The organism is Arthrobacter senegalensis, from assembly GCF_059091765.1.
Map to the genome: position 1 here is coordinate 51,961 of NZ_JBNHGZ010000003.1, position 25,785 is coordinate 77,745.

Below are 25,785 nucleotides of genomic sequence, written 5' to 3' on the forward strand. Positions count from 1 at the left end.
GTCATGATTGAACTAACTGCAGCCGATATAGCGGCGATTACCGGCGGACGGATCGTTGGGGAACCCGTCGGTGCCACGGGGGACACCGGCGGCATCACCGTGAGTTCCGCCACCACAGACTCCCGCGAAATTGAGCCCGGCGGCCTGTTCGTGGCCAAGCCGGGCGAGACCGCAGACGGGCATTTCTACGTCGCCGCGGCCTTCGAAGCCGGTGCCGTGCTGGCGCTGACCGAACGCGAGGTCTCCGACCCGACCGGCCGCCTCCTGCCGCAGATCGTGGTGGCGGACGCCGTGCTGGCCATGGGCGCCGTCGCCGCGGCCATCGTGGCACGGCTGCGCGCCGCCGCGGGACTCGAGGTCGTGGGCATCACCGGCAGCGCCGGCAAGACCACCACCAAGGACCTGCTCGCGGGGATCCTGCGCCGAACCGCGCCCACCGTGGCCCCGATCGGCTCCTACAACGGCGAGGTCGGCGTCCCGCTGACGGTGTTCGCCGCGGACTTCGACACCCGCTATCTGGTCGTGGAAATGGGCGCCACCGGCATTGGCCACATCCGGTACCTGACGGACATGGTCAACCCCGGCGTCGGCGTGGTGCTGGGAGTCGGGACCGCCCACGCAGGGGAATTCGGCGGCGTGGACAACATCGCGATCGCGAAGGGCGAGCTGGCCGAGGCCGTGCCGGCCGGCGGTACCGTGGTGCTCAATGCCGACGATCCCCGCGTCCGGGCCATGTCGGCGCGCACCCGGGCCCGCATTCTGTACTTCAGCTCCGACGACGACTTCACCCTGCCCGACGGGAGTACCGCGCCGTTGCTGCGGGCCCGCGGCGCCCGCGTCAACGACGACGGGCACCCCGAATTCACGCTCCGCTTCCCGGACGGCTCCGAGCACCCGGTAACCTCCGGGCTGATCGGCATCCACCACGTGACCAACCTGCTGGCCGCCGCCGGCGCCGCCTGGGCGCTGGGCGTGCCGGCGGAAACCATCACCGCCGGCCTGAACGGGGCCGGCCCCGCCAGCCGCTGGCGGATGGAACGCACCGAGCGCGCCGACGGCGTCACGGTGATCAACGACGCCTACAACGCCAACCCCGAATCCATGCGGGCAGCGCTGCGCACGCTGGCCGAACTCGGCCGCGGCCGCCGCACTTGGGCGGTGCTGGGCGAAATGCTGGAACTGGGCGAAGACTCCGTGCAGGCCCACGACGCGATCGGGCGGATTGTGGTCCGGCTGAACATCTCCCACCTGATCGTGGTGGGAGAGGGAGCCAAGGCCATGCACAACGCCGCCGTGCTGGAAGGCTCCTGGGGCGACGAATCGCTCTGGGTCGCCACGCCCGAGGAGGCCCGCCGGGTGCTCGAGGAGAAACTGGAACCGGGCGACCTGGTGCTGTTCAAGTCCTCCAACTCGTCCGGGCTGCGGTTCCTGGGCGACCGGATAGCATTAGGAAATCCGTCGACGGACGGCCCCGCGGCGGCTGCAGCGCGCAGACCCGAAACCCAACAGGAAGGCCAGGCGCAGTGATAGCCCTGCTGATCGGCTCTGCCCTGGCGCTGGTCCTGTCCCTGCTCGGCACGCCCTTGTTCATCAAGCTCTTGGTGCGGAGAGGCTACGGCCAGTTCATCCGCGACGACGGCCCGACGGCGCACCACACCAAGCGCGGAACGCCCACCATGGGCGGCGTGGTCATCGTGGCCGCGGTGATGCTCTCCTACTTTGCCACGCACCTGATGATGTGGATGATGAACGGGGAAGCGCATTCCGGGCCCACCGTCTCCGCCGCCGTCCTCATGCTGCTGATGGCCGGCATGGGGCTGGTCGGTTTCTTGGACGACTTCATCAAGATCTCCAAGCAGCGCAGCCTCGGGCTGCGGGCCTGGGCCAAGATCGTGCTGCAGGGCATCGTCGGCATCCTCTTTGCCGTCCTGGCCCTGAACTTCCCGGACAATATGGGCCGCACCCCGGCGTCGATGAACATCTCCTTCGCCCGTGACATCCCGTGGCTGGACCTCGCCTTCGGCGGCACCGTACTCGGCACTATCCTGTTCATCATCTGGTCGAACGTCATTGTCACCGCAGCCACCAACGGCGTGAACCTGACCGACGGGCTGGACGGGCTCGCGGCGGGCGCATCGGTGATGGTCTGCGGCGCCTACATGCTGATGGGGATCTGGCAGTTCAACCAGAGCTGCGGCTCGGTCAAGGTCCCCGGGGAGGTCTGCTACGAGGTACGCGACCCGCTGGACCTGGCGCTGCTGGCAGGAACCATGGCCGGCGCGCTGATCGGGTTCCTGTGGTGGAACACCGCGCCCGCCAAGATCTTCATGGGCGACACCGGATCGCTGGCGATCGGCGGCGCCATCGCCGGATTCGCCATCCTGTCCCGCAGCCAGCTGCTGCTGGTGGTCATGGCGGGCCTGTTCGTGATCATCTCGCTGTCCGTGATCATCCAAGTGGTCTACTTCAAGCTCAGCGGCGGCAAACGCGTCTTCAAGATGGCCCCGCTGCAGCACCACTTCGAGCTCAAGGGGTGGGCCGAAGTCACCGTCGTCGTGCGCTTCTGGATCATCGCCGGGCTGTGCGTGGCGGCCGCGCTGGGCATCTTCTACGCCGAATGGGTGCTGGGCTCATGAGCCGGCTGGACGCACTCACCTCCTGGGACGCGGATTGGTCCGGGCTGCGCGTGGTGGTCGCCGGGATCGGGCTGTCGGGATTCTCCGCGGCCGACACGCTGATCGAACTGGGCGCCGCCGTCGTCGTCGTGGACGGCAGGGACACGGCGGAAAACCGGGCCAAGGCCGATACGTTGAAGATCGTCGGGGCCCGGCAGGTCCTGCTGGGTGAAGAGCACACCGGCGCACTGCCCGACGTCGGCGGGGAGCCGGCCGAACTGGTGGTCACCTCGCCGGGCTGGCAGCCACGGACACCGCTGCTGGCCGCCGCGGCGGACGCGGGGATTCCCATCTGGGGCGACGTTGAACTGGCGTGGCGGGTGCGCGAACGCGCAGGCCGGCGCACCGCCGAATGGCTGGCCATCACCGGTACGAACGGCAAGACCACGACGGTGGGGATGGCCGAATCCATGCTGCAGGCGGCCGGGCTGCGCGCCATCGCCGCCGGCAACGTCGGCACGCCCATCCTGGACGCGGTGCGTGATCCCATCGGCTACGACGTCATCGCCGTCGAGCTGTCGAGCTTCCAGCTGCACTGGACCCACACCATGTCCCCGCTGGCCTCCGTGGTACTCAACGTGGCCGAAGACCACGTGGACTGGCACGGGACCTATGAGGCATACCTGGCCGACAAGGCCAGGATTTACGAGCGGACCAGGATCGCGTGCGTCTACAACGCCGAGCAGCGCGAGACCGAGGAGATGGTCGAGGAGGCCGACGTCGTCGAGGGCTGCCGGGCAATCGGCTTCACGACCGGAATGCCGGCGGTCAGCATGGTCGGCGTCGTGGAGAACCTGCTCGTGGACCGGGCCTACATCGAAGAACGCCGGGACTCCGCAACCGAACTGGCCGGCCTCGGCGACCTGGGTGACCCGGCGCCCCGGCACCAGGTGGCCAACGCCCTGGCCGCCGCCGCCCTGGTCCGGGCGTACGGCGTGGAACCGGCCGCGGTCCGCGAAGGACTGCGGCGGTTCGATCCCGGGGCACACCGGATCCAAAAGGTGCTGGAGCACGCCGGCGTGCTCTGGGTCAATGACTCCAAGGCGACGAACCCGCACGCGGCTTCGGCCTCGCTGGCGTCGTTCTCCTCGGTAGTGTGGATCGCCGGGGGGCTGTCCAAGGGCGTCAGCTACGACGAGCTGATCGCCGACCACGCGCGCAGGCTGAAAGCGGTGGTGCTGATCGGCAGGGACAACACCGCCCTCCTGGCCTCGCTGCAGCGACACGCACCGGATGTTCCGGTCGTCCACGCGCACCCGGGAGACACTGGAAACAGCGCCCCGGAGGCGGAGGACACAGACGGCGAAACCGTGATGGCGGCGGCCGTGGAAGCGGCAGCGGGCATCGCCGCCGGCGGGGACACCGTGCTGATGGCGCCGGCAGCCGCCTCGATGGACCGGTTCACGTCCTACGCCCACCGGGGCAATGCGTACATGGAAGCAGTCCGCCGGTACGGAGAGGGACAGGCACCGTCGACTAAGGAGCAGTAATGGCCACCACCCGCAGCGGAAGCCGGACACCGGCCCACGCCGCTGCCCGCGGACACGCCGCTCCCGGCACGAAGCCCGCCCCCGAAGGCCGGTTGCGCGAGCTCCGGCAGCGAGGCACCGACCTGCTGGACCGCATCCAGGGCACCGGCACGCGGTCCAGCGGGGCCAGCTACTACCTGATCCTGGGCTCCGCGCTGGCCCTGACGGCCATCGGCCTGCTGATGGTGCTGTCGTCGTCCGCGGTGGAATCGATCGCCGATGAAACCTCGCCGTTCAGCTTGTTCATCCGGCAGGCCGTGTTCGCCGGCCTGGGGGTCACCGCGATGCTGGTCCTCTCGCGGTGGAAGGTCTCCACCTACCGGAAGCTCGCCTGGCCCGGCCTCGCGGTGTCGGTGCTCCTGCTGCTGCTGGTGTTTACCCCGCTGGGCGAATCCGTCGGCGGCAACCGCAACTGGATCCATTTCCCCGGCAACGTTTCCCTGCAGCCGTCGGAAGTGGCCAAGCTGGGCATGTCCCTGTGGATGGCAACGGTGCTGGCGGCCAAGGAGCGGCTGCTGGGCCAATGGAAGCACCTGCTGATCCCGGTGGTCGTGCCCGGTGCCCTCCTCGTGGTCGGCCCGGTGCTGCTCGGCAACGACCTGGGCACCGCGATGATCCTGATGCTCATCATCGCCGGCGGACTGTTTTTCGCCGGCGCACCGCTGAAGCTGTTCGGCGTGGCCGGACTGGGGGCCGGCGCGCTGGTGCTGCTGCTCGTGGTGGTCAGCCCCAACCGCATGGGCCGCATCCTCATGTGGACGGACCAGAGCTGTGAAGCGACGACCGGGCTGAACATGCAGTCATGCAACGGGCTCTTCGCACTCGCCTCCGGCGGCTGGTGGGGCGTGGGACTGGGACAGAGCCGGCAAAAATACAACTGGATTCCGGAAGCCCACAACGACTACATTTTCGCCATCATCGGCGAAGAGCTGGGCCTGCTCGGCACTACCGTCATCCTGGCGCTGTTCGGCGTCCTGGCCATTGCCCTGGTGCGCACCGTGATGCGCCAGGATTCCCTCTTCGTGCGCATCCTCGCCGGTTCCATCATGGTGTGGATTATCGGCCAGGCGTTCGTGAACATCGCGGTGGTCACCGGCCTGCTTCCGGTGATCGGAGTGCCCCTGCCGTTCATCTCCTACGGCGGCTCCGCGCTGACGGTCACCCTGGCCGCCGTCGGTGTACTCTTGTCCTTTGCCCGGACCGATGTGCCCGGCCGGAAGAAGTCCGGGGGACTCCTGGGCCGGTGGCGGCAGCAAGCGCCGGCCGGGAACCGCTGACCCCAACCCAGACCACCAGCAGCCGAGCAGAAGGTACTTCCGCAACACCATGAACACTTCCGATCCCTCTGTGGTCCTGGCCGGCGGCGGCACGGCGGGGCATGTCAGCCCGCTGCTGGCCATCGCCGGCGCCGTCCTCCGGGCCGCCCCCGCGGCCCGCATCCTCGCCGTCGGCACCGCCGTCGGCATGGAGACCCGGCTGGTCCCCGCGGCGGGCCACCGGCTCGCCACGATCGGGCGGGTTCCGCTGCCGCGCCGCCCCTCCCTCGACCTGCTGAAGCTGCCGTTCAAGTTCGCCGCGGCCGTGCGCCAGGCCGCGGGCATCATCGACGGCGCGAAGGCCGACGTCGTGGTGGGCGTCGGCGGGTACGTGTGCACCCCGGTCTACATCGCAGCCAGGCTGCGCCGGGTCCCGATCGTGATCCATGAGGCCAACGCCCGGCCGGGGCTGGCGAACCGGGTCGGGGCACGGCTGACCAGCCGGGTCGCGGTCGCGTTCAAAGACACGAAACTGCCCGGCGCCCGCTGGGTCGGCATGCCGATGCGGCCCGAAATCGCCACCCTGGACCGGGAAGCCTCCCGCGAGGCCGCGCGTCGGCGGCTGGGACTGGCGGCGGACCGGCCGACCCTCATCGTCACCGGCGGCTCCTCGGGCGCGCTGAGCATCAACCGCACCATCGGCGCTTCCCTGCAGGAGCTCGCCGCGGCAGGCATCCAGGTGCTGCACATCACGGGGCGGAACAAGGCGCTGCGGGACGCCGACGGGCAACTGCTCGCCGCTCCCGGCTACCACCAGGTGGAATTTGTGGACGGCATGCAGGATGTCTACGCGGCGGCCGACCTGCTGCTGGCCCGCGCCGGCGCGGCCACGGTGTGCGAGATAGCCGCCGTGGGCCTGCCGTCCGTGCTGGTGCCGCTGCCGCACGGCAACGGCGAACAGGCCCTGAACGCGGCCTCCCTCGTGGCCGCCGGCGGGGCCGTGCTGGTCCGCGACGGCGGGTTCACACCCCGCTGGGTCACGGACGAACTAATCCCGTTGCTGCGAAACGCGGAGCGGCTGCAGCAGATGTCCGCCGCGGCACACACCCTGGGAATCCGCGACGCAGACACCCGAATGGCACAATTGGTGCTCGAGGCAGCAGGGAGGAACACAGATGAAAGCCGTTGATTTCCACACCACCGCCCGGCTGCCGTTCGGCGACCTCGGCGCCGTGCACTTCATCGGATTGGGCGGCGCCGGAATGTCCGCCATCGCCCGGATCCTGCTGGCCCGCGGCGTGCCGGTCTCCGGTTCGGACGCGCGCGACTCGGCGGTCCTGCGCCAGCTGGAGGCCCTCGGTGCGACCGTCTTCGTGGGCCACGAGGCCGGCCATGTCGCCGGCGCGGACACGGTGGTTGTCTCCACCGCCATCCGGCCGGAGAACCCCGAACTGCAGGCCGCTGCCGCCGCCGGCCTGAACATCGTGCACCGCTCGGTGGCCCTTGCCGCCTCGATGGAGGGGAAGCGGCTGATCGCCGTCGGCGGCACCCACGGCAAGACCACCACCACGGCCATGGCGACCGTGATGCTGCAGGCGGCCGGCTGCGAACCCTCGTTCGCCATCGGCGGCGACGTGGCGGCGCTCGGCGTCAACGCCGCCCACGGGCAGGGCGAACTGTTCGTCGCCGAAGCCGACGAATCCGACGGGTCGTTCCTCAACTACCGTCCGCAGGTCATCGTGGTGACCAACGTGGAGGCCGACCACCTGGACCACTACGGGTCGGCCGAAGCCGTGTACGCCTCCTTCGACCGATTCACCGCACTGCTTCCGGCCGACGGCACCCTGGTGGCCTGCCTCGACGACGACGGCGCCCGCGCCCTGGCGGAACGGACGACGGCGTCCGGCGCAGCAGGCCGCGTGCTGGGCTACGGCTACGCGGCCGACGCCCAGGTGCGCGTCGAAGACACCGTCTTCGCCGGCTCGGGGAGCACCAGCAGGATCGAATACCCCGGCGGCAGCTGCACGCTGCGGCTGCAGGTGCCGGGCGAGCACAACATCCGCAATGCCGCCGCCGCCCTTGCCGTGGCCATCACCCAGGGCATCGATCCGGCCACCGCGGCCGAGGGACTGGCCGGGTTCACCGGAGCAGCCAGGCGGTTCGAGGCCAAGGGCACGGCGGCAGGGGTACGCGTGTTCGACGACTACGCACACCACCCCACCGAGGTCCACGCGGCCCTCACGGCCGCCCGCGAGGTGGCCGGCGGGCATGCGGTGCACGTCCTGTTCCAGCCGCACCTGTTTTCCCGCACCCGGGAATTCGCCGCCGAGTTCGCCCGGGCCCTGCAACTGGCCGATTCGGCGGCCGTTCTCGACATCTACGCCTCCCGCGAAGACCCCATCCCGGGCGTCACCAGCGAACTGATCACCAACCGGCTCGCTCCCGGCAGCTACGCACCGGATCCGGGGCGGGCGGTGAGGGACATTGTTGCCCGTTCCCGGCCCGGGGACATCGTGCTGACCGTCGGCGCCGGTGACGTGACCCAATACGGGCCCGTGCTGGTCGAGGCCCTGGGGCAGGCCGCAGCGGCGGCGCGATGAGTCCGCGCAAGCCCCGCACTCCCGCCGCGCGTCCCGCCGCCGCCCGGCAGCCGGAGGCCCCGCGGCCGCCGGAAGCCGCCGGGCAGCAGCCAAACCCCGGAGCCGCGACGGAGGCGCCCCGGGACACCGGCGTGCGGATCAACACCGGCAGGGTGTCGGCCATGCCCGCCGCGGAGTCGACCGCGGCTGCCGGGCCCGCCGCCGCTGCCCGGCCCGCCCCCGCTGCCAGGCCCGCCCCGCGCGCCCCTCAGCGCGGATCGGGCAAGCCTTCCGGTCGGGGCGGTGCCCCCGCCGGGAGGACGTCCGGGACGGCCGCGCCCTCCCGCACCCCCAAAGCCGGGGGAGCGGCACGGCCCACGCGTGCGCCCAGGCCCGGCGCCGGCACCCCGTCCGTCCCGGCAGCATCCGGCGCGCCCGGCAAGGCGGCAGGCAAGGCCGCGCGCGCGTCCGGCGCCAAGCGGGCCGGGGCGGCAGCGCTGCTGTCGCGGTGGCGGGGCCACAAGGGACCGGACCGCGCGGACGGGGCGGACACCTCCGAATCCACCGTTGTCAGTTTCCCCGAACCGGCGGCGCGCAAGACGCGGCGCCGGCTGTTGATTGCTTCCGGCATTGTGGCCGTGCTCTTCGCCGTCTTGATGTCGGTCATCTTCCTGTCGCCGGCGCTGGCCGTGAAGACAATCACCGTCGAGGGCGGCGAACTCACAGAAAAAGCAACGCTCACCGAGGCGCTGCGACCGCTCATGGGAACACCGCTGGCCCGCATCGGAGAACGCGACGTCCATGCCCGGGTGGACCACCTGCCGGCGGTGGAGTCGGTGGAAGTGATCGCCAGGCCGCCGTCGGAACTGCACGTTCGGATCATCGAGCACACGCCCGTGGCTGTGCTGAAGGACGGCAAGAAATTCGTGCTGATCGACGAGTCGGGGACGGAGCTTGCGTCGGTCGCCAAGCGCAGCGAGGCAAAACTGCCCTTGATCGACGGAGCGAAGGCCGCCGAAAACCCGGATGTCTTCGCGTCCATCACCGGGGTGCTCGCCGCGCTGCCGCCGGACGTCCTGAGGCAGCTCAAGCACGCCTCAGCGCAGTCGGTGGACTCGGTGGAACTCCAGCTGGCCGGCGGCCAAAAAGTGCTGTGGGGCAACGCGCAGGAGCAGGAACTCAAGGCCACCGTCCTGCAGGCGATGCTGCGGGCAAAAGACGTGAAAGACAAGGCGAGCGTCATCGATGTGAGCACGCCCACACGCCCGGTGACCCGTTGAGCAGGAGACGGGAAATGGGCAACATCCGGGGAACGCGCGACACGCGGAGCAAGGTCGTTGTGTGGGCCGGGGCTTGCGTCTAGCGTCTCGAATAGAAACTACTTGACATAACTCTAACCTTCAAGCTGAAGGTTAAGGTTAGGTGAAACTACCGGACAGGGTACCCGCCCGCTCCGGCAGAACTGATCAGTGCACAGACTCGAGCAAGGGACACAGGACGTGGCAGCACCGCAGAATTACTTGGCCGTCATCAAGGTCGTCGGCATCGGCGGCGGTGGCGTGAATGCCGTCAACCGGATGATCGAGGTGGGACTCCGTGGCGTGGAGTTCATCGCCATCAATACCGACGCTCAGGCACTGCTGATGAGTGACGCCGACGTCAAGCTCGACGTCGGGCGCGAACTCACCCGGGGTCTTGGCGCCGGCGCCGACCCGGAGGTGGGCCGGAAGGCCGCCGAAGACCATGCCGAAGAGATCGAGGAAGTGCTGCGCGGGGCGGACATGGTCTTCGTGACCGCCGGCGAAGGCGGCGGCACCGGCACCGGCGGCGCACCCGTGGTGGCCCGGATCGCGCGCTCGCTCGGCGCCCTGACCATCGGCGTTGTCACCCGCCCGTTCACGTTCGAGGGCCGCCGCCGCTCGAACCAGGCCGAAAGCGGCATCGAGACGCTGCGCGACGAAGTCGACACCCTCATCGTGATCCCCAACGACCGCCTGCTGTCCATCAGCGACCGCAACGTCTCCATGCTCGATGCCTTCCGGTCCGCCGACCAGGTGCTGCTCTCCGGCGTGCAGGGCATTACCGACCTGATCACCACCCCGGGCCTGATCAACCTCGACTTCGCCGACGTGAAGTCCGTCATGCAGGGCGCCGGCTCGGCGCTGATGGGCATCGGCTCCGCCCGCGGCGAGGACCGGGCCGTCAAGGCCGCCGAGCTGGCCATCGCGTCTCCGCTGCTGGAAGCTTCGATCGACGGTGCGCACGGCGTGCTGCTGTCGATCCAGGGCGGATCGGACCTGGGCCTGTTCGAGATCAACGAGGCCGCCCGGCTGGTGCAGGAGGTCGCACACCCCGAGGCGAACATCATCTTCGGCGCCGTCATCGACGATGCACTCGGCGACGAAGCCCGGGTGACCGTCATCGCCGCCGGCTTTGACCAGGTGGACGTCACCTCCGCTCCGACCCAGAAGCCGGCCGCCGCCCCCGCCGGTACGCCCGCCGTTCCGGCCGCCCAGCCGTCCGTGCCGGTCTCGGAGCCCATGGAGCACAGCTTCAGCGGTGCCATGCCGCAGCACCACGTTCCCGCCGACGCGGGCTTCGACATGGACCTGCCGGCCATCGTCGAGCCGGACCTGAGCGCAGGCCGCGTCGACGACCTGGACGTTCCGGACTTCCTGAAGTAAACCCTCAGGCAGGTCCGGCAGTGTTTTGGTGGAAGCAGCGGGTCCACACCGGCGTGTGGGCCGCTTTTACCGACCGCTCGGCCGGGAACCTTGGCCTGCATGTCGGGGACGACCCCGACACGGTGCTCCGGCGGCGCGCGGCGCTGGAAGACGCCATGGCTGTACCGGCCGGTTCGCTGCGGTTCATGAACCAGGTGCATTCGGCCGTCGCCGCGGTCATCCCCGCCGGCTGCGGGGAGGCCGACGCCACTGAAAGAGCCGCGCCGGCCGACGCGCTGGTCAGTGCCGACGGCGCGGCGCCGCTGGCGGTGATGGTCGCGGACTGCCTGCCGGTCGTGCTGGTGGGAACACGGGCCGACGGCGGGCCCGCCACCGCCGTGGCCCATGCTGGCCGCCGCGGACTGCTCGACGGGGTGCTGGCCAACACCGTCGCCCGGCTCCGCGAGGCCGGTTCGGGCGAATTGCGGGCCTGGATCGGTCCCTCCATCTGCGGGGCCTGCTATGAGGTTCCCGAGCAGATGCAGGCCGAGGCGGTTGCCCGGATTCCCCAACTGGCGGCGAGGACAGCCTGGGGGACGCCGGCTTTGGACCTTGCCGCCGGAGCCAGGGCAGAGCTGGCCGGGCTCGGTGTGGACGTGCATCAGGTGGCCGGCTGCACCCGGGAGGACGAAAGGCTCTACTCCTACCGGCGCGATCAACAAACCGGCCGGTTCGCCGGCCTTGTCTGGAAGGACGCATGAGTACCGACGCCCGCAAGTCCGAACTCGCAGCGAACCTGGAACGTGTCCGGGCACGGATTGCCCGGGCCGCCGCGGGGCGATCCACGGAGCCGGAACTGATCGTCGTGACGAAGTTCTTCCCGGCCTCCGACGTTGCGCTGCTGCATGACCTGGGCGTCACCGACGTCGGCGAAAACCGGGACCAGGAAGCGGCCGCGAAGGCCGCCGAGCTTGCCGGTGCCGGGCTCCGCTGGCACTTCATCGGGCAACTGCAGACGAACAAGGCAAAGTCCGTGGTGCGGTACGCGGATGTGGTCCATTCGGTGGACCGGCGGCAACTCGTCACCGCCCTCGGCAAGGCCGTGATGGCCGAGCAGGAACGGCGGGAGGCGGCCGGGCTCGGACCACGGTCGCACCTGGACTGCCTGATCCAGGTGAACCTTGACGAGAGCGGCGCCGGGCAGGCCGCGGGCACGGCGGCCCGCGGCGGTGCCCGGCCCGAGGACATCCCGGCGCTGGCCGATGCCCTCGGCGACACCGAGGGACTAAACCCCGCCGGGCTGATGGCCGTCGCACCGCTGGGCGCAGACCCTGCCCGCGCATTCGGCCGGCTGGTCGAACTGTCGCAGCGGCTTCGGGAACAGCATCCCGGCGCCGGCCTGGTGTCGGCGGGCATGAGCCAGGACCTCGAAGCGGCGGTCGCCGCGGGCGCGACACACCTCCGCGTCGGTTCCGATGTCCTCGGCCCGCGACCAGCCGTGGGGTAGCGTTTTGGCTAGGCAGACTCCTTGCCGGGCCGGCCGATCCGGGACCTGGCAAGGCGCGACAGCAGCGCTGAAGACAGGATGGGAGCGACCATGGCAGGCACACTGCGCAAGACAATGATTTATCTTGGGCTCGCCGATGGTGACGAGCACTACGAAGCCGAGCAGGCAGACACGCCCGCTCGAGATGAGGAGCAGCCTGTGGACCAGCCCCGTCAGGAGCGCCGCCCCGAGCCCGCCCCGCCGGTGAAGCAGGTTGCCGAGGAATACCGGGCGCCGGTGACGCCGATCAAGCGCGCTCCGTCGGCCCGCGAGGACGCTACCGTGCTGCACCAGATCACCACCGTGCATCCGCGGTCGTACAATGATGCCAAGATCATTGGCGAAAGTTTCCGCGACGGCATTCCGGTGATCATGAACGTCACGGACATGGGCGAAGCGGAAGCCAAGCGTTTGGTCGACTTTTCCGCCGGCTTGGTCTTCGGACTGCACGGCAGCATCGAGCGGGTCACGAACAAGGTCTTCCTGCTCTCGCCGTCGAGCGTTGAAGTGCTGGGCGAGGACCGGAAGTCCAGCGACCAGCAGGCCAGCTTCTTTAACCAGAGCTAGCCCGCAGCTACGTCCGGCAGGCGTGCCGCCAGCCTTACTCCTTCTAGCGCTAGGAATCGTGGAACCGGCGTGTCCCTCATTTTCGTCCTGCTCTACCTGATCTTGATGCTGTTCCAGCTGTCCCTGATCGTGCGGATCGTCTTTGAAATCGTGCAGGCCTTCGCCCGGCGCTGGCGGCCGCGCGGCATCGCGCTCGTCGCGGCGTCGGCGGTCTACTCCGTGACCGACCCTCCCATGAAGGCCCTCCGGCGGCTCATTCCGCCGCTGCGAATCGGAGGATTCGCGCTCGATCTTGCGTTCCTGGTCCTGTTCCTTGCCGTCACGATCGCCATGGCGATCGTGGCCGGTCTGGCCTGACCCGAGGCGCGTTAGTGTTCGTCTCCGAAACGATATATTCTGATTCAGATATAGCTGGCGGATGCCCGTTGCACGGCGGATATTCGCTACCGTTGTTATGAATCCAGCACGTAGCATTCATGACCCACGAACCAGTATGAGGTGACCAGATGGCTTTGACGCCAGAAGACGTTGTCAACAAGCGGTTCCAGCCGACCAAGTTTCGCGAAGGCTATGACCAGGACGAGGTCGACGATTTCCTAGATGAGATCGTCGTCGAACTCCGCCGGCTGAACCAGGAGAACGACGAACTTCGCAAGAAGCTGGCCGAAGCCACGTCGAACCAGGGTCCGGAGGCCTCCGTGCCGGCTCCGGTCTCCGCCGCCCCGAAGACCGAGCAGGTCCGGGAACCGGTCAAGGAAGAGCCCAAGGAAGAGCCCAAGCCGAAGGAAGAGCCGAAGCCGGCCCCCGCGGCCGTTCCGGCATCCGGGACCGGGCACACCGCGGCCGCCGAGTCCGCCGCAGGCGTGCTGGCCATGGCCCAGAAGCTCCACGACGAGTACGTCACCGCCGGTGTGGAGCAGCGGGACAAGATCATTGCCGAGGCACAGCTGGAAGCCAGCAGCCTGGTCAACGACGCCGAAGAGAAGAGCCGCAAGACCCTGGGCAACCTCGAGCAGCAGAAGGCCGTGCTGGAGCGCAAACTGGAGCAGCTGCGTGGATTCGAACGCGACTACCGGGCCCGCCTGAAGGCGTACATCGAAGGCCAGCTGCGGGATTTGGAAGCCCGCGGATCCTTCGCTGCCCCCGAGGTCAAGGACAGCGCGGACGCGTAAGCGCGGAAGATAACCGCCAGCCCCGTGCCACGGGGCTCCCAATGGCCGGCGCCGGGATTACCCTGCCGCCGGCCATTGGCTTTGGGCGCCCCGCCCCGGCGCCCGACCGGCACTGAAGACGAGAGAGACATGTCAGAAACTTCACCGGCAGCCGATCGACCCGACGATGGGGCGGCGGCCGCACCGGAACAGCGGAAGGGCGCCGGCCGGTTCATCCTGCTGCTGGCCGGCTGCGCGGCGTTCGCCTATGCCTTCGACCAGCTGACCAAGTGGTGGGTGGTGTCCACCATGACCGAGGGCCAGATCACCCCGGTGCTGCCGCCGCTGCTGCACTGGCACTTCATCCGCAATTCCGGGGCCGCGTTCTCGATCGGCGAGGACTACACGTGGGTGTTCACCATCGTCATGACGGCCGTTTCCGCGGCGATCGTGGTCTACGCGCGCAAGGTCCGGTCCCTGTGGTGGTCCGTGGCGCTCGGCTTCCTGCTCGGCGGCGCGCTGGGCAACCTGACCGACCGACTGTTCCGCGAACCCGGCTTCGGGGTGGGCCACGTGGTGGACTTCATCGCCTTCCCCAACTTCGCCATCTTCAACATTGCCGACTCCGCCGTGGTGGGAGCGGTCATCCTGTGGTGCGTGTTGACCTTCATGGGCATCGGAATGGACGGTACCCGGGAGGCCCCCAAGGCCGCGGACAAGCCGGCCGGCGACGGCAAGGCGGCGGGGGAGAGCGGTGACTGACGACGGCAGGGTCGTGGAGCTGGACGCCCGGACAGCTGGCGCGCGGGCCGATACCGCGGTGGCCGCGCTGCTGGGAGTATCCCGCTCGGCGGCCGCAGCACTCCTCGGCGACGGACGCGTGGAATTGGACGGCCGGGTTATCGCCAAGTCGGAGAAGCTCCCGCAGCAGGGAAGCCTGCGCATTGCCGTACCCGAACAGCGGGATCCGCTCGCCGTCGTGGTGGAAGAGGTAGAGGATTTGAAGATTCTCGGAGACGAGGACGATTTCGTCGTCATCGACAAGCCGGTGGGCGTTGCCGCCCACCCGTCGCCGGGCTGGGTCGGCCCGACCGTCGTCGGCGCCCTGGCCGCCCGGGGCTACCGGATTTCGACGTCAGGCGCCGCCGAGCGGGCCGGCATCGTCCACCGCCTCGACGTGGGAACCTCCGGCGTCATGGTGGTCGCCAAGACCGAACACGGCTACACCCTGCTGAAGCGCGCGTTCAAGGAACGCACGGTGGACAAGGTCTACCACGCGCTGGTTCAGGGACTGCCGGACCCGCTGGAGGGCACCATCGATGCGCCGATCGGCCGGCATCCCGGCTACGACTGGCGGTTCGCCGTGGTCGAAGACGGCCGCAACTCGATCACCCACTACGAGGTACTCGAGGCCTTCGGCAGGGCTTCGCTGGTCGAGGTGCACTTGGAGACCGGCCGCACGCACCAGATCCGCGTGCACTTTTCCGCGCTGCGGCATCCGTGTGCCGGCGACCTGACATATGGCGCGGACCCCAAACTCGCCGCCGCACTGGGACTGACCCGGCAGTGGCTGCACGCCAAGAAACTTGGCTTCCACCACCCCGGCAGCGGGGAGTGGGTCGAATACGAGAGCGAGTACCCGCGGGACCTGGCCTACGCGCTGCAGGCGCTGGCCGAACACCGCGTGTAAGCCGGTACCGGCCGACTCCGGCACCTAGAATGAAACGGTGGCAGCAGTGACTTCATCCAAGATCGGCAACGATTCCTTCGTCCACCTTCACAACCACACCGAGTACTCGATGCTCGACGGTGCCGCGCGGCTGACCGACTTGTTCAGCCACGCCGATGAACTGGGCATGAACGCGGTGGCGACGACCGACCACGGGTTCGTTTTCGGCGCCTTCGATTTCTGGAACAAGGCCCGCAACGCCGGCATCAAGCCGATCGTCGGGGTGGAGGCGTATCTGACCCCGGGCACCGCCCGGGCGGACAAGACACGCGTGCGGTGGGGCGACGGCGGACGCAACGACGTCTCCGGCGCCGGCGCCTACACCCACATGACCATGTGGGCCGAGACCACAGAAGGCATGCACAACCTGTTCCGCGCCTCGTCGCTGGCCTCCCTGGAAGGCTACCTCTACAAGCCCCGGATGGACCGCGACCTGCTGCAGACCTACGGCAAGGGGCTGATCGCCACCACCGGCTGCCCGTCCGGCGAGGTCCAGACCAAGCTGCGGCTCGGACTCTACGACGAGGCCAAGCAGGCCGCCTCCGATTTCCGGGACATCTTCGGCAAAGAGAACTTCTACTGCGAGTTGATGGACCACGGCCTGGACATCGAACGCAACGTCCAGGCCGACCTGCGGAAACTGGCCCGCGAACTCGGGCTGCCGTTCGTCGCCACCAACGACCTCCACTACACCCATGCCGAAGACGCCAAGTCGCACGCGGCGCTGCTGTGCGTGCAGTCCGGATCGACGCTGGCCGACCCGAAGCGCTTCAAGTTCGATGCGGACGAGTTCTACCTGAAGTCGCCGGCGGAAATGCGCGCCATCTTCCGCGACGTCCCGGAGGCCTGCGACAACACGCTCCTGATCGCCGAGCGCTGCAACGTGGAGTTCAATACCAAGGCTTCCTACATGCCGCGCTTCCCGGTGCCGGAGGGGGAAAACGAGGAGTCCTGGTTCGTCAAGGAAGTCGAGAAGGGCCTGCACTACCGGTTCCCCCACGGCATTCCCGACGACGTGCGGAAGCAGGCCGAATATGAGATCGGCATCATCCTGCAGATGGGCTTCCCCGGCTACTTCCTGGTGGTCGCCGACTTCATCAACTGGTCGAAGGACCACGGCATCCGCGTGGGACCCGGCCGTGGTTCCGGCGCCGGCTCCATGGTCGCGTACGCGATGCGCATCACCGACCTGAACCCGCTCAAGCACGGGCTGATCTTCGAGCGCTTCCTGAACCCGGACCGCGTCTCGATGCCCGACTTCGACGTCGACTTCGACGACCGCCGCCGCCCCGAGGTGATCAAGTACGTCACAGAGAAGTACGGCGACGACCGCGTCGCCATGATCGTCACCTACGGCACCATCAAGGCCAAGCAGGCGCTGAAGGACTCGTCCCGCGTCATGGGCTATCCGTTCTCCACCGGCGAGCGGCTGTCCAAGGCGATGCCGCCGGACGTCATGGGCAAGGGCCTGACGCTGAAGGAAGTCCACGATCCCAACGCCAAGCGCTACGGCGAGGCCGAGGAGATGCGCGAGCTGCTCAAGTCCGACCAGGAGTCCGCGAAGGTCTTCGAAACCGCGCTGGGCCTGGAGGGGCTGAAGCGCCAATGGGGCGTGCACGCGGCCGGCGTGATCATGTCCTCGGAACCGCTGATCGACATCATCCCGATCATGCGCCGGGAGCAGGACGGCCAGGTCATTACGCAGTTCGACTACCCCACCTGCGAAGGCCTCGGCCTGATCAAGATGGACTTCCTCGGCCTGCGCAACCTGACGATCATCACGGACGCCATCGAGAACATCAAGATGAACCAGGACATCGACCTGGACCTTGAAACGCTCGACCTGGACGACCGGCCGTCCTACGAACTGCTGGCCCGCGGCGATACCCTCGGCGTGTTCCAGCTCGACGGCGGCCCCATGCGGTCCCTGCTGAAGATGATGCGCCCGGACAACTTCGAAGACATCTCCGCCGTCATCGCCTTGTACCGGCCGGGCCCGATGGGCGCGAACTCCCACACCAACTACGCCCTGCGCAAGACCGGCGTCCAGGAGATCACCCCGATCCATCCGGAGCTGGAAGAGCCGCTGCGGGAAATCCTGGATACCACCTACGGCCTGATCGTGTACCAGGAGCAGGTGATGGCGATCGCGCAGAAGGTGGCCGGCTTCTCGCTGGGCCAGGCGGACATCCTGCGCCGCGCCATGGGCAAGAAGAAGAAGTCCGAACTGGACAAGCAGTATGCGGGCTTCCACCAGGGCATGGTGGACCGCGGCTACTCCGAGGCGGCGGTCAAGGCGCTGTGGGACATCCTGCTGCCCTTCTCCGACTACGCGTTCAACAAGGCGCACTCGGCGGCCTACGGCCTGGTGTCCTACTGGACGGCCTACCTGAAGGCGCACTATCCGGCCGAATACATGGCCGCCCTGCTCACCTCGGTGGGCGACGACAAGGACAAGCTGGCGCTGTACCTGAACGAATGCCGGCACATGGGCATCACCGTGCTGCCGCCGGATGTGAACGAATCGGCGCTGAACTTCACCCCGGTCGGCACGGACATCCGTTTCGGCATGGGCGCCATCCGCAACGTCGGCGCCAACGTGGTGCACGCCATGGTGGCCGCACGCGACGAGAAGGGCAACTTCGCCAGCTTCAGCGACTTCCTGCAGAAGGTCCCGGCCGTGGTGTGCAACAAGCGCACCATCGAGTCGCTGGTCAAGGCCGGCGCGTTCGACTCGCTGGGCCATCCGCGCCGCGCCCTCGCCATGATCCACGAAGAAGCGGTGGACTCGGTCATCGTGCTCAAGCGCAACGAGGCGGCCAACCAGTTCGACCTCTTCAGCGCGTTCGACGACGGCGGCGAAACCGCCGGGGGTCTGTCGGTCGACGTGCCGGACCTGCCCGAGTGGGACAAGAAGGACAAGCTCGCGTTCGAGCGGGACATGCTCGGCCTGTATGTCTCGGACCACCCGCTGCAGGGGCTGGACGGGATCCTGAGCCAGCACGCGGACCTGTCCATCACGTCCGTGATCGGCGAGGACGGCCCGCCGGACGGGCAGATCATCACCATCGCGGGCATGATCACGTCGCTGCAGCGCCGGATCGCCAAGAACAGCGGCAACGCCTACGCCCGTGCCGAGGTCGAGGACCTGGGCGGTTCCATGGAAGTGATGTTCTTCGGGCAGGCCTACGCGCCGATCGCCACCGTGCTCGCGGAAGACCTGATCGTGGTGGTCCGCGGCCGGCTGCAGCGCCGCGACGACGGTGCCGTCACCCTGAATGCCCAGGAACTCACCGTTCCGGACCTGAGCGACGGGCACTCCGGGCCCGTCGTGATCTCGATGGCCAGCTTCAAGGCCACCGAGTCGGTGGTCACCGCGCTGGGCGACGTGCTGCGCACCCACCCGGGCACCACCGAGGTGCAGGTGCGGCTGAACGGCTCGCGCAAGGTCGAGGTGATGAAGCTCGGGGTGGACCTGCGGGTCAACCCGAACCCCTCGCTGTTCGGCGACCTCAAGGTCCTGCTCGGGCCGGCCTGCCTCGATGCCTGACCGGGCGGCGGCGCCGGGTCAGTAGAATGGGTGGGTGACTTCTGCAGCCTCGGCCAACACCTTCACCGATTTCCCCACCCTTGACCTGCGCGGCCGCCGGCTGGGCACCGCCGAACTCAAGGCGGCCATGCCGCGGGCGGAGACCACCTTCGACGCCGCCACCGGCGCCGTAGAGGAAATCATCGGCAAGGTCCGGGCGGGCGGGTTCGCCGCGTTGGCGGAGCTTGCCCGCCGGTTCGACGGGGTGGAGCAACTGCATCCCCGGGTGCCGGCGGCCGCGCTGGAGGAAGCCCTGGAACAGCTCGATCCGCAGGTCCGCGCCGGTCTGGAGGAATCGATCGCGCGGGCCCGGCGGTTCGCCGCGGCGCAAAAGCCGGGGGACACCGACGTCGAGATCGGTGACGGAGCGGTGGTGACACACAAGTGGATCCCGGTGAACCGGGTGGGCCTCTACGTCCCGGGCGGGCTGGCGGTGTACCCGTCATCCGTCGTCATGAACGTGGTGCCCGCCCAGGCCGCCGGCGTGGCGTCCATCGCCCTTGCGTCGCCGCCGCAGAAGGACTTCGGCTCGCTCCCGCACCCGACAATCCTGGCCGCCGCCAAGCTGCTGGGAATCGACGAGGTGTACGCCATCGGCGGCGCGCAGGCGGTGGCGGCGTTCGCCTACGGCGCGCCCGCGAACGGGCACGGCCCGGCGCTGGAGCCGGTGGACGTCGTGACCGGCCCCGGCAACGTCTATGTGGCCACGGCCAAGAGGCTGGTCAAGAGCGTGGTGGGGATCGACGCCGAGGCCGGCACCACCGAGATCGCCATCCTGGCCGACGAGACTGCCAATCCGGCGTTCGTGGCCGCCGACCTCATCAGCCAGGCCGAGCACGACCCGCACGCCGCCTCCGTCCTGATCACGGCTTCTGAGGAACTGGCGGCGGCAGTGCGCCGGGAACTCGGCGAGCAGGTCGCCCGAACCAAACACGCCGCCCGCGTCCGCGAGGCGCTGTCCGGCCCGCAGTCGGGGACCATCTTGGTGGACGGGCTGGAACAGGGCATCGCCGTCTGCGACGCCTACGCCGCCGAACACCTGGAGATCCAGACCGCCGACGCGGCCGGGGTAGCCGCCCGCATCCGCAACGCCGGAGCGATCTTCGTGGGCGACTACAGCCCGGTGAGCCTGGGCGACTACTGCGCCGGCTCCAACCACGTGCTGCCCACCAGCGGCACCGCCACCTTCGCCAGCGGCCTGAACGTGACGACCTTCCTGCGCGCCGTCCAGGTGGTCAATTACGGCGACGCGGCGCTGCGGGAAGTCAGCGGGCACATCGCCGCGCTGGCCCGCGCCGAGGACCTCCCGGCCCACGGCGACGCCGTCGCCATCCGGTTCGCCTGAACGGGCCCAAACCCCAACATGTAGTAATCACAGTCTTGTAATTCACCTAGATATGGTTCTAGGATGAATAAGTTGGCTGTCCCGAGGGAAGGAGTGTGGCGTGTACTGTCCGTTCTGCCGTAACTCCGATTCCCGGGTGGTGGACAGCCGGCTGACCGATGACGGTTCCGCGATCCGGCGGCGCCGCCAGTGTCCGGCCTGCGGGCGGCGCTTCACCACGGTGGAGACCACCAGCCTCAGCGTGATCAAGCGCTCCGGGGTCAGCGAGCCGTTCAGCCGGACCAAGGTCGTCAACGGCGTGCGCAAGGCCTGCCAGGGCCGTCCCGTGACGGAAGACGACCTGGCCATGCTGGCCCAGGAAGTCGAAGAGTCGGTCCGCGCCAGCGGTGCCGCGGAAATCGACGCGCATGAGGTGGGCCTGGCCATTCTGGGGCCGCTGAAGAAGCTGGACCTGATCGCCTACCTGCGGTTCGCCAGCGTCTACCAGGGCTACGAATCGCTGGAGGATTTTGAATCCGCGATCGACCAGCTGCGCCACGATGCGCAGAGAAACGGCCAGCAGGGGCCCGAAGGCCGGCAACGGCCGTTGACAGCGCAGTAGCGCGACCAAGACTCCGGTGGCGGCTGCGGAGGGGAAGCCGAGGCCGCCACCGGCACCAACCTCCCGGTTGCCGGCCTATTTGGCGAAGCCGAAGTGCAGGGCCGCCTGCAGGGCCGCCCCCACGATGCCGGCGTTGTTGCGCAGCTGGGCCGGGATGATCGGCGTGGCCAGCTGAAGCCGGGGCAGGAAGTCCTCGCTGCGTTTCGAGATGCCGCCGCCGATGATGAACAGCTCCGGCGAGAACAGGAACTCGACGTGCGAAAAGTACCGCTGCAGGCGCTGCGAGTACTCCGCCCAGTCCAGGCCGTCGCGTTCGCGGGCCACGGCGGAAGCCTTCGACTCGGCGTCGTGCCCGTCCAGCTCCAGGTGGCCCAGCTCGGCGTTCGGGACCAGCTTGCCGTCGAAGATGAATGCGGAGCCGATGCCCGTGCCCAGGGTGATGACCAGCACGGTTCCCTTCACCCCCGCACCCGCCCCGTAGCGGACCTCCGCCAGGCCCGCCGCGTCGGCGTCGTTCATCACCTGGACGGGGCGGGACATCCGGTGCGTGAGCAGCGCGTCCACGTCGGTCCCGATCCAGCGCTCGTCCACGTTGGCCGCCGACCGTGCAATGCCGTGGCGGATGATGGCGGGGAATGTCACGCCCACCGGCCGGTCGGATTCCGGTCCCTCCGGGCGGGCGCTGAGTTCTTTGACGATGCGCGCGACGACGTCGGCCACGGCCTCCGGACTGGACGGACGGGGCGTGTCATAGCGGATGCGGTCGCCGACCAGGATGCCCTTTTTGAGGTCGACGATGCCGCCCTTGATGCCGGTTCCGCCGATATCGATGCCGATCGCCGACCGGGCCGCCCGCTTGGCTGCCTTCTTGGCCACGATGTCCTCGGTCGCCATGCCACCTCCGTGCGCGTTGAGACCCGGCGTGCCTCGCCGGACTACCGGAAGCCTACCCGCTGTGTCCGGCGGTGTCAGGCTGCGAAAAGCTAGGGGAGGGTAAGGATTTCCGCCCCGGTCTCGGTGACCACCAGCGTGTGCTCGAACTGGGCGGTCCGCCTGCGGTCCTTCGTGACGACCGTCCAGTTGTCATCCCACATCTCCCACTCGATCGTGCCCAGGGTCAGCATGGGCTCGATGGTGAAAACCATGCCCGGCTCGATCGCCCGGCTGTAGGCCGGGGCGGCATCGTAGTGCGGGATGATCAGGCCGGTGTGGAAGGCCTCGCCGACGCCGTGGCCGGTGAAATCGCGGACCACGCCGTAGCCGAAACGCCTGGCATAGGACTCGATGCTCCGGCCGATCACGTTGATCTCCCGTCCCGGGGCCACGGCCTTGATGCCGCGGCGCAGCGACTCCTGGGTGCGCTCGACCAGCAGGCGGGACTCTTCATCGACGTCGCCGACCAAGAAGGTGTAGTTCGTGTCCCCGTGGACGCCGTCCAGGTACGCGGTGATATCGATGTTGACGATGTCCCCGTCCTGCAGCACGGTGGTATCCGGAATGCCGTGGCAGATCACTTCATTCACCGAGGAACAGATCGATTTGGGGAAGCCGCGATAGCCCAGGCAGGAGGGATACGCGCCGTGGTCCAGCAGGAATTCATGCCCGATGCGGTCCAACTCGTCGGTGGTCACGCCCGGCTCGATGTGCTTGCCCACCTCCACGATGGCCTGTGCGGCGATCCGTCCGGCGACGCGGATTTTCTCGATGGTCTCCGGCGTCTTGACCTCCGAGCCGGTGAATTTGGCCGGCGCCGGCTTCCACGCGTACTCGGGCCGGACGATCGAAGGGGGAACGGGCAACGGGGGGCTGACGGTGCCTTGAACGAGGGTTCCGACGGGTGCTGTTGCTGCGTTGTGGGGCATAGTATCGATCATATAGGTGCTGCAGAGGTGCCCGACAGCGGAGGGGCAACAGCCTTCGCACGCTGCCGGGCGCCGTCAACGTAAGGAGGCCGGCATGGCGGATTTCTGGTACAACGTGGTCACCCATCAGGTGGAAGTGGGCGCCCAGTCCGACTGGACGCAGCTGATCGGCCCCTACGAGACCCGCGAAGAGGCCGAGCACGCACTGGAAAAGGTGCAGCGGCGCAACGAGGAGTGGGACGCGGAGGACGACTGACCCGCCGGCGCCTGCTCCGGGCGCGGGGTTTACGGACCGAAAGGACGGGGTGCCTAGAAGGAGTGCTCCGGGCCGGGGAACACGCCGTCCTGGACGTCCGAGCGGAAGGCGGCGGCGGCGTCGGAAATGATGGTGCGCACGTCCGCATACTGTTTGACGAACTTCGCCATCTTGCCGCCGCGCAGGCCGACCATGTCCTGCCAGACCAGGACCTGGCCGGTGGTCGACGGCCCCGCCCCGATGCCGATCGTGGGGACACGCAGGGCCTGGTCCACCTTGGCGGCCGCCTCGGCCGGAACCATCTCCATGAGCACAGCGAAGGCTCCGGCCGCTTCCAGGGCCAGGGCGTCGTCGATGAGCCGTTCGGCGTCGTCGCCGCGGCCCTGCACCCGGTAGCCGCCCAGCGCATGTTCGCTCTGCGGAGTGAAGCCGATATGCGCCAGTACCGGAACTCCGGCCTGCACCATGGCCCGGACGGTGTCCGCATAGTAGGCGCCGCCCTCCATTTTCACCGCGTGGACGCCGGTCTCCTTCAGGAAGCGCACGGCCGTTTCCACCGCCTGCGCCGGCGACACCTCGTAGCTGCCGAAGGGCAGGTCGGCAACGACGAACGCGCTGCGGGCCGAGCGGGCGACCGCCCGGCAGAGCGGCAGCATCTCGTCCACGGTGATCGGCAGGGAGGTCTCGTTGCCCAGGACGTTGTTGGACGCCGAGTCCCCGATCAGCAGCACCTCGATGCCGGCGGCGTCGAAAATCTCCGCGGTGTACTGGTCATACGCCGTCAACATGGCGAAGCGCCGGCCCTCGTCCTTGGCCTGCTGCAGGTGGTGGATGCGGGTGCGGCGGGCCGGGCGGGAAGCCGATGCCGCCGCCGGCGTGCCGTAAGGAGCCGGCTGCTCGGCGCCGGAAGACTGTGAAGTGGGCATGTGGTAGAGCCTAATCCTCAGGCGTCCGCTTCCTCCACTCTGGCGCGGACGCGTTACCGGGGCGCCAACTTCGGTTGTGCTGCCAGTAGGCTAAAGGGAAGCAGACCACCGCAGGCTTTGGCATGCAGTTTTTGGATGCCGTGGCCCGGACACAGCGAAAGGCAGCACATGGACCGTCAGCAGGAATTCGTCCTCCGTACCATCGAGGAACGCGACGTGCGCTTTGTCCGGCTCTGGTTCACCGACATCGTCGGGTCGCTGAAATCCGTGGCGCTGGCCCCTGCGGAGGTCGAAGGCGCCTTCGAGGAGGGGCTCGGCTTCGACGGCTCCTCGATCGAAGGACTGGCCCGGGTCTTCGAGTCCGACATGCTGGTCCAGCCGGATCCCACCACGTTCCAGATCCTGCCGTGGCGGGGCGAAGCGGAGCAAACGTCGCGGATGTTCTGCGACGTGCTCACCCCCGACGGCGAACCGTCCACCGCCGACCCGCGCAATGTCCTCAAGCGGACGCTGGGCAAGGCCGCGGAGATGGGCTTCACCTGCTACACGCACCCCGAAATCGAGTTCTACCTGCTCAAGTCCGACCAGCTGGGTCCGGACGGGGTCCCGGTGCCCGTGGACCACGCCGGGTATTTTGACCACGTGCCCGGCGGCGTTGCCCAGGACTTCCGCCGCACCGCGGTGACCATGCTGGAAAACGTGGGCATCTCGGTGGAGTTCAGCCACCACGAGGACGGGCCCGGCCAAAACGAAATCGACCTCCGGTACGCCGATGCCCTGCAGACCGCGGACAACATCATGACCTTCCGCACGGTGGTCAAGGAAGTGGCGTTGATGGAGGGCATCTACGCCACCTTCATGCCCAAGCCGTTCTCCGACCACCCGGGTTCCGGCATGCACACGCACTTTTCGCTGTTCGAGGGAGACTCGAACGCCTTCTTCGAAGCCGGCGCCGAATTCCAGCTCTCCAAGACGGCGCGCCAGTTCATGGCCGGGATCCTGCGCCATGCGCCCGAATTCACCGCCGTCACCAACCAGTTCGTCAACTCCTACAAGCGCCTGTGGGGCGGGGGAGAGGCCCCCAGTTACGTGTCCTGGGGCCACAACAACCGGTCGGCGCTGCTGCGGGTGCCGCTGTACAAGCCGAGCAAGGGCCAGTCCGCCCGGGTGGAATACCGGGGCATCGACTCGGCGGCCAATCCCTACCTGTCCTACGCGGTGCTCCTGGGCGCCGGGCTCAAGGGCATCGAGGAGGGTTACGAGTTGCCGCCGGCCGCCGAGGACGACGTGTGGAGCCTGAGCACCGCCGAGCGGCGGGCCATGGGCCTTGACCCGTTGCCGTCCAGCCTGCATGACGCCATCCGCACCATGGAGGAGTCGGAGCTGGTGGCCGGGATCCTGGGCGAACAGGTGTACGAGATTTTCCTGCGCAACAAGCGGGCCGAGTGGCACGACTACCGCCTGCAGGTCACCCCGCACGAGCTGAAGCGCAACATCGGAATCCTCTAGGG

Annotated in this window: 23 protein-coding genes; 20 read left to right on the forward strand and 3 right to left on the reverse strand. The window is 68.5% G+C overall.

Annotated features, from left to right (window positions below; translation table 11 throughout):
* Window positions 1-3: 3 nt before the first annotated feature.
* From AC5RVG_RS10375 to nrdR, 18 genes are all read left to right on the forward strand, one after another.
* A complete protein-coding gene (locus AC5RVG_RS10375) occupies window positions 4-1,527 on the forward strand; it encodes a UDP-N-acetylmuramoyl-tripeptide--D-alanyl-D-alanine ligase (protein WP_494013804.1) in 1,524 nt (507 codons plus the stop codon).
* Window positions 1,524-2,636: a phospho-N-acetylmuramoyl-pentapeptide-transferase gene (gene mraY, locus AC5RVG_RS10380; RefSeq protein ID WP_494013805.1), complete on the forward strand. Its 1,113-nt coding sequence runs from the start codon at window positions 1,524-1,526 to the stop codon at window positions 2,634-2,636. Before AC5RVG_RS10375 ends, mraY begins: the two co-directional genes overlap by 4 nt.
* A complete protein-coding gene (gene murD, locus AC5RVG_RS10385) occupies window positions 2,618-4,165 on the forward strand; it encodes a UDP-N-acetylmuramoyl-L-alanine--D-glutamate ligase (RefSeq protein WP_494013806.1) in 1,548 nt (515 codons plus the stop codon). Before mraY ends, murD begins: the two co-directional genes overlap by 19 nt.
* The gene (gene ftsW / locus AC5RVG_RS10390; RefSeq protein WP_494013807.1) at window positions 4,165-5,481 is read left to right on the forward strand and encodes a putative lipid II flippase FtsW; all 1,317 of its coding nucleotides are present in this window, start codon (window positions 4,165-4,167) and stop codon (window positions 5,479-5,481) included. Before murD ends, ftsW begins: the two co-directional genes overlap by 1 nt.
* 49 nt (window positions 5,482-5,530) lie before the next feature.
* Window positions 5,531-6,649, forward strand: a complete 1,119-nt coding sequence (gene murG, locus AC5RVG_RS10395) for an undecaprenyldiphospho-muramoylpentapeptide beta-N-acetylglucosaminyltransferase (RefSeq protein ID WP_493999467.1) — start codon at window positions 5,531-5,533, stop codon at window positions 6,647-6,649.
* Entirely contained in the window at window positions 6,636-8,060 is a 1,425-nt protein-coding gene (murC, locus tag AC5RVG_RS10400) for a UDP-N-acetylmuramate--L-alanine ligase (RefSeq protein WP_494013808.1), read from the forward strand. The genes murG and murC overlap by 14 nt, the downstream gene beginning before the upstream one ends.
* Window positions 8,057-9,319 (forward strand): cell division protein FtsQ/DivIB, encoded by a 1,263-nt coding sequence (locus AC5RVG_RS10405; RefSeq protein WP_494013809.1) that lies wholly within the window; start codon window positions 8,057-8,059, stop codon window positions 9,317-9,319. The genes murC and AC5RVG_RS10405 overlap by 4 nt, the downstream gene beginning before the upstream one ends.
* A gap of 219 nt (window positions 9,320-9,538) precedes the next feature.
* Complete coding sequence (ftsZ, locus tag AC5RVG_RS10410; RefSeq protein WP_493999470.1) at window positions 9,539-10,723, forward strand: cell division protein FtsZ; 1,185 nt, start codon at window positions 9,539-9,541, stop codon at window positions 10,721-10,723.
* Window positions 10,724-10,743: 20 nt separating this feature from the next.
* Window positions 10,744-11,463, forward strand: coding sequence for a purine nucleoside phosphorylase YfiH/LACC1 family protein (locus tag AC5RVG_RS10415; protein ID WP_494013810.1), 720 nt, complete (start codon window positions 10,744-10,746; stop codon window positions 11,461-11,463).
* Window positions 11,460-12,209: a YggS family pyridoxal phosphate-dependent enzyme gene (locus tag AC5RVG_RS10420; RefSeq protein WP_494013811.1), complete on the forward strand. Its 750-nt coding sequence runs from the start codon at window positions 11,460-11,462 to the stop codon at window positions 12,207-12,209. Before AC5RVG_RS10415 ends, AC5RVG_RS10420 begins: the two co-directional genes overlap by 4 nt.
* 90 nt (window positions 12,210-12,299) lie before the next feature.
* The gene (locus AC5RVG_RS10425) at window positions 12,300-12,815 is read left to right on the forward strand and encodes a cell division protein SepF (protein ID WP_493999473.1); all 516 of its coding nucleotides are present in this window, start codon (window positions 12,300-12,302) and stop codon (window positions 12,813-12,815) included.
* Window positions 12,816-12,884: 69 nt separating this feature from the next.
* The gene (locus AC5RVG_RS10430; RefSeq protein WP_493999474.1) at window positions 12,885-13,172 is read left to right on the forward strand and encodes a YggT family protein; all 288 of its coding nucleotides are present in this window, start codon (window positions 12,885-12,887) and stop codon (window positions 13,170-13,172) included.
* A gap of 149 nt (window positions 13,173-13,321) precedes the next feature.
* Entirely contained in the window at window positions 13,322-13,987 is a 666-nt protein-coding gene (locus AC5RVG_RS10435; protein ID WP_493999475.1) for a DivIVA domain-containing protein, read from the forward strand.
* Between the two features lie 129 nt (window positions 13,988-14,116).
* Window positions 14,117-14,728 (forward strand): signal peptidase II, encoded by a 612-nt coding sequence (gene lspA, locus AC5RVG_RS10440; protein ID WP_494013812.1) that lies wholly within the window; start codon window positions 14,117-14,119, stop codon window positions 14,726-14,728.
* Window positions 14,721-15,656, forward strand: a complete 936-nt coding sequence (locus tag AC5RVG_RS10445; protein ID WP_494013813.1) for an RluA family pseudouridine synthase — start codon at window positions 14,721-14,723, stop codon at window positions 15,654-15,656. Before lspA ends, AC5RVG_RS10445 begins: the two co-directional genes overlap by 8 nt.
* 46 nt (window positions 15,657-15,702) lie before the next feature.
* A complete protein-coding gene (dnaE, locus tag AC5RVG_RS10450; RefSeq protein WP_494014120.1) occupies window positions 15,703-19,245 on the forward strand; it encodes a DNA polymerase III subunit alpha in 3,543 nt (1,180 codons plus the stop codon).
* Between the two features lie 34 nt (window positions 19,246-19,279).
* Window positions 19,280-20,629 carry a histidinol dehydrogenase gene (hisD, locus tag AC5RVG_RS10455; RefSeq protein WP_494013814.1) on the forward strand — a complete coding sequence of 450 codons (1,350 nt, stop codon included), beginning with the start codon at window positions 19,280-19,282 and terminating at the stop codon, window positions 20,627-20,629.
* A gap of 100 nt (window positions 20,630-20,729) precedes the next feature.
* On the forward strand, window positions 20,730-21,230 hold the full coding sequence (gene nrdR / locus AC5RVG_RS10460) for a transcriptional regulator NrdR (RefSeq protein ID WP_493999479.1): 501 nt from the start codon (window positions 20,730-20,732) through the stop codon (window positions 21,228-21,230).
* Between the two features lie 75 nt (window positions 21,231-21,305).
* Here nrdR and ppgK read toward each other — a convergent pair whose 3' ends face one another.
* Both ppgK and map read right to left on the reverse strand, forming a co-directional pair.
* Window positions 21,306-22,106, reverse strand: coding sequence for a polyphosphate--glucose phosphotransferase (gene ppgK / locus AC5RVG_RS10465; protein ID WP_493978006.1), 801 nt, complete (start codon window positions 22,104-22,106; stop codon window positions 21,306-21,308).
* A gap of 107 nt (window positions 22,107-22,213) precedes the next feature.
* Complete coding sequence (gene map, locus AC5RVG_RS10470) at window positions 22,214-23,092, reverse strand: type I methionyl aminopeptidase (protein WP_493999480.1); 879 nt, start codon at window positions 23,090-23,092, stop codon at window positions 22,214-22,216.
* 16 nt (window positions 23,093-23,108) lie between these two features.
* Here map and AC5RVG_RS10475 point away from each other — a divergent pair, with 16 nt between their 5' ends.
* Window positions 23,109-23,348 (forward strand): SPOR domain-containing protein, encoded by a 240-nt coding sequence (locus AC5RVG_RS10475; protein WP_493999481.1) that lies wholly within the window; start codon window positions 23,109-23,111, stop codon window positions 23,346-23,348.
* A 53-nt stretch (window positions 23,349-23,401) separates the two neighbouring features.
* Here the strand turns inward: AC5RVG_RS10475 and panB are convergent, their stop codons facing one another.
* Window positions 23,402-24,274, reverse strand: coding sequence for a 3-methyl-2-oxobutanoate hydroxymethyltransferase (gene panB, locus AC5RVG_RS10480; protein WP_493999482.1), 873 nt, complete (start codon window positions 24,272-24,274; stop codon window positions 23,402-23,404).
* Between the two features lie 168 nt (window positions 24,275-24,442).
* Here panB and AC5RVG_RS10485 point away from each other — a divergent pair, with 168 nt between their 5' ends.
* Window positions 24,443-25,783 carry a glutamine synthetase family protein gene (locus AC5RVG_RS10485; RefSeq protein ID WP_493977944.1) on the forward strand — a complete coding sequence of 447 codons (1,341 nt, stop codon included), beginning with the start codon at window positions 24,443-24,445 and terminating at the stop codon, window positions 25,781-25,783.
* Window positions 25,784-25,785: the final 2 nt, after the last annotated feature.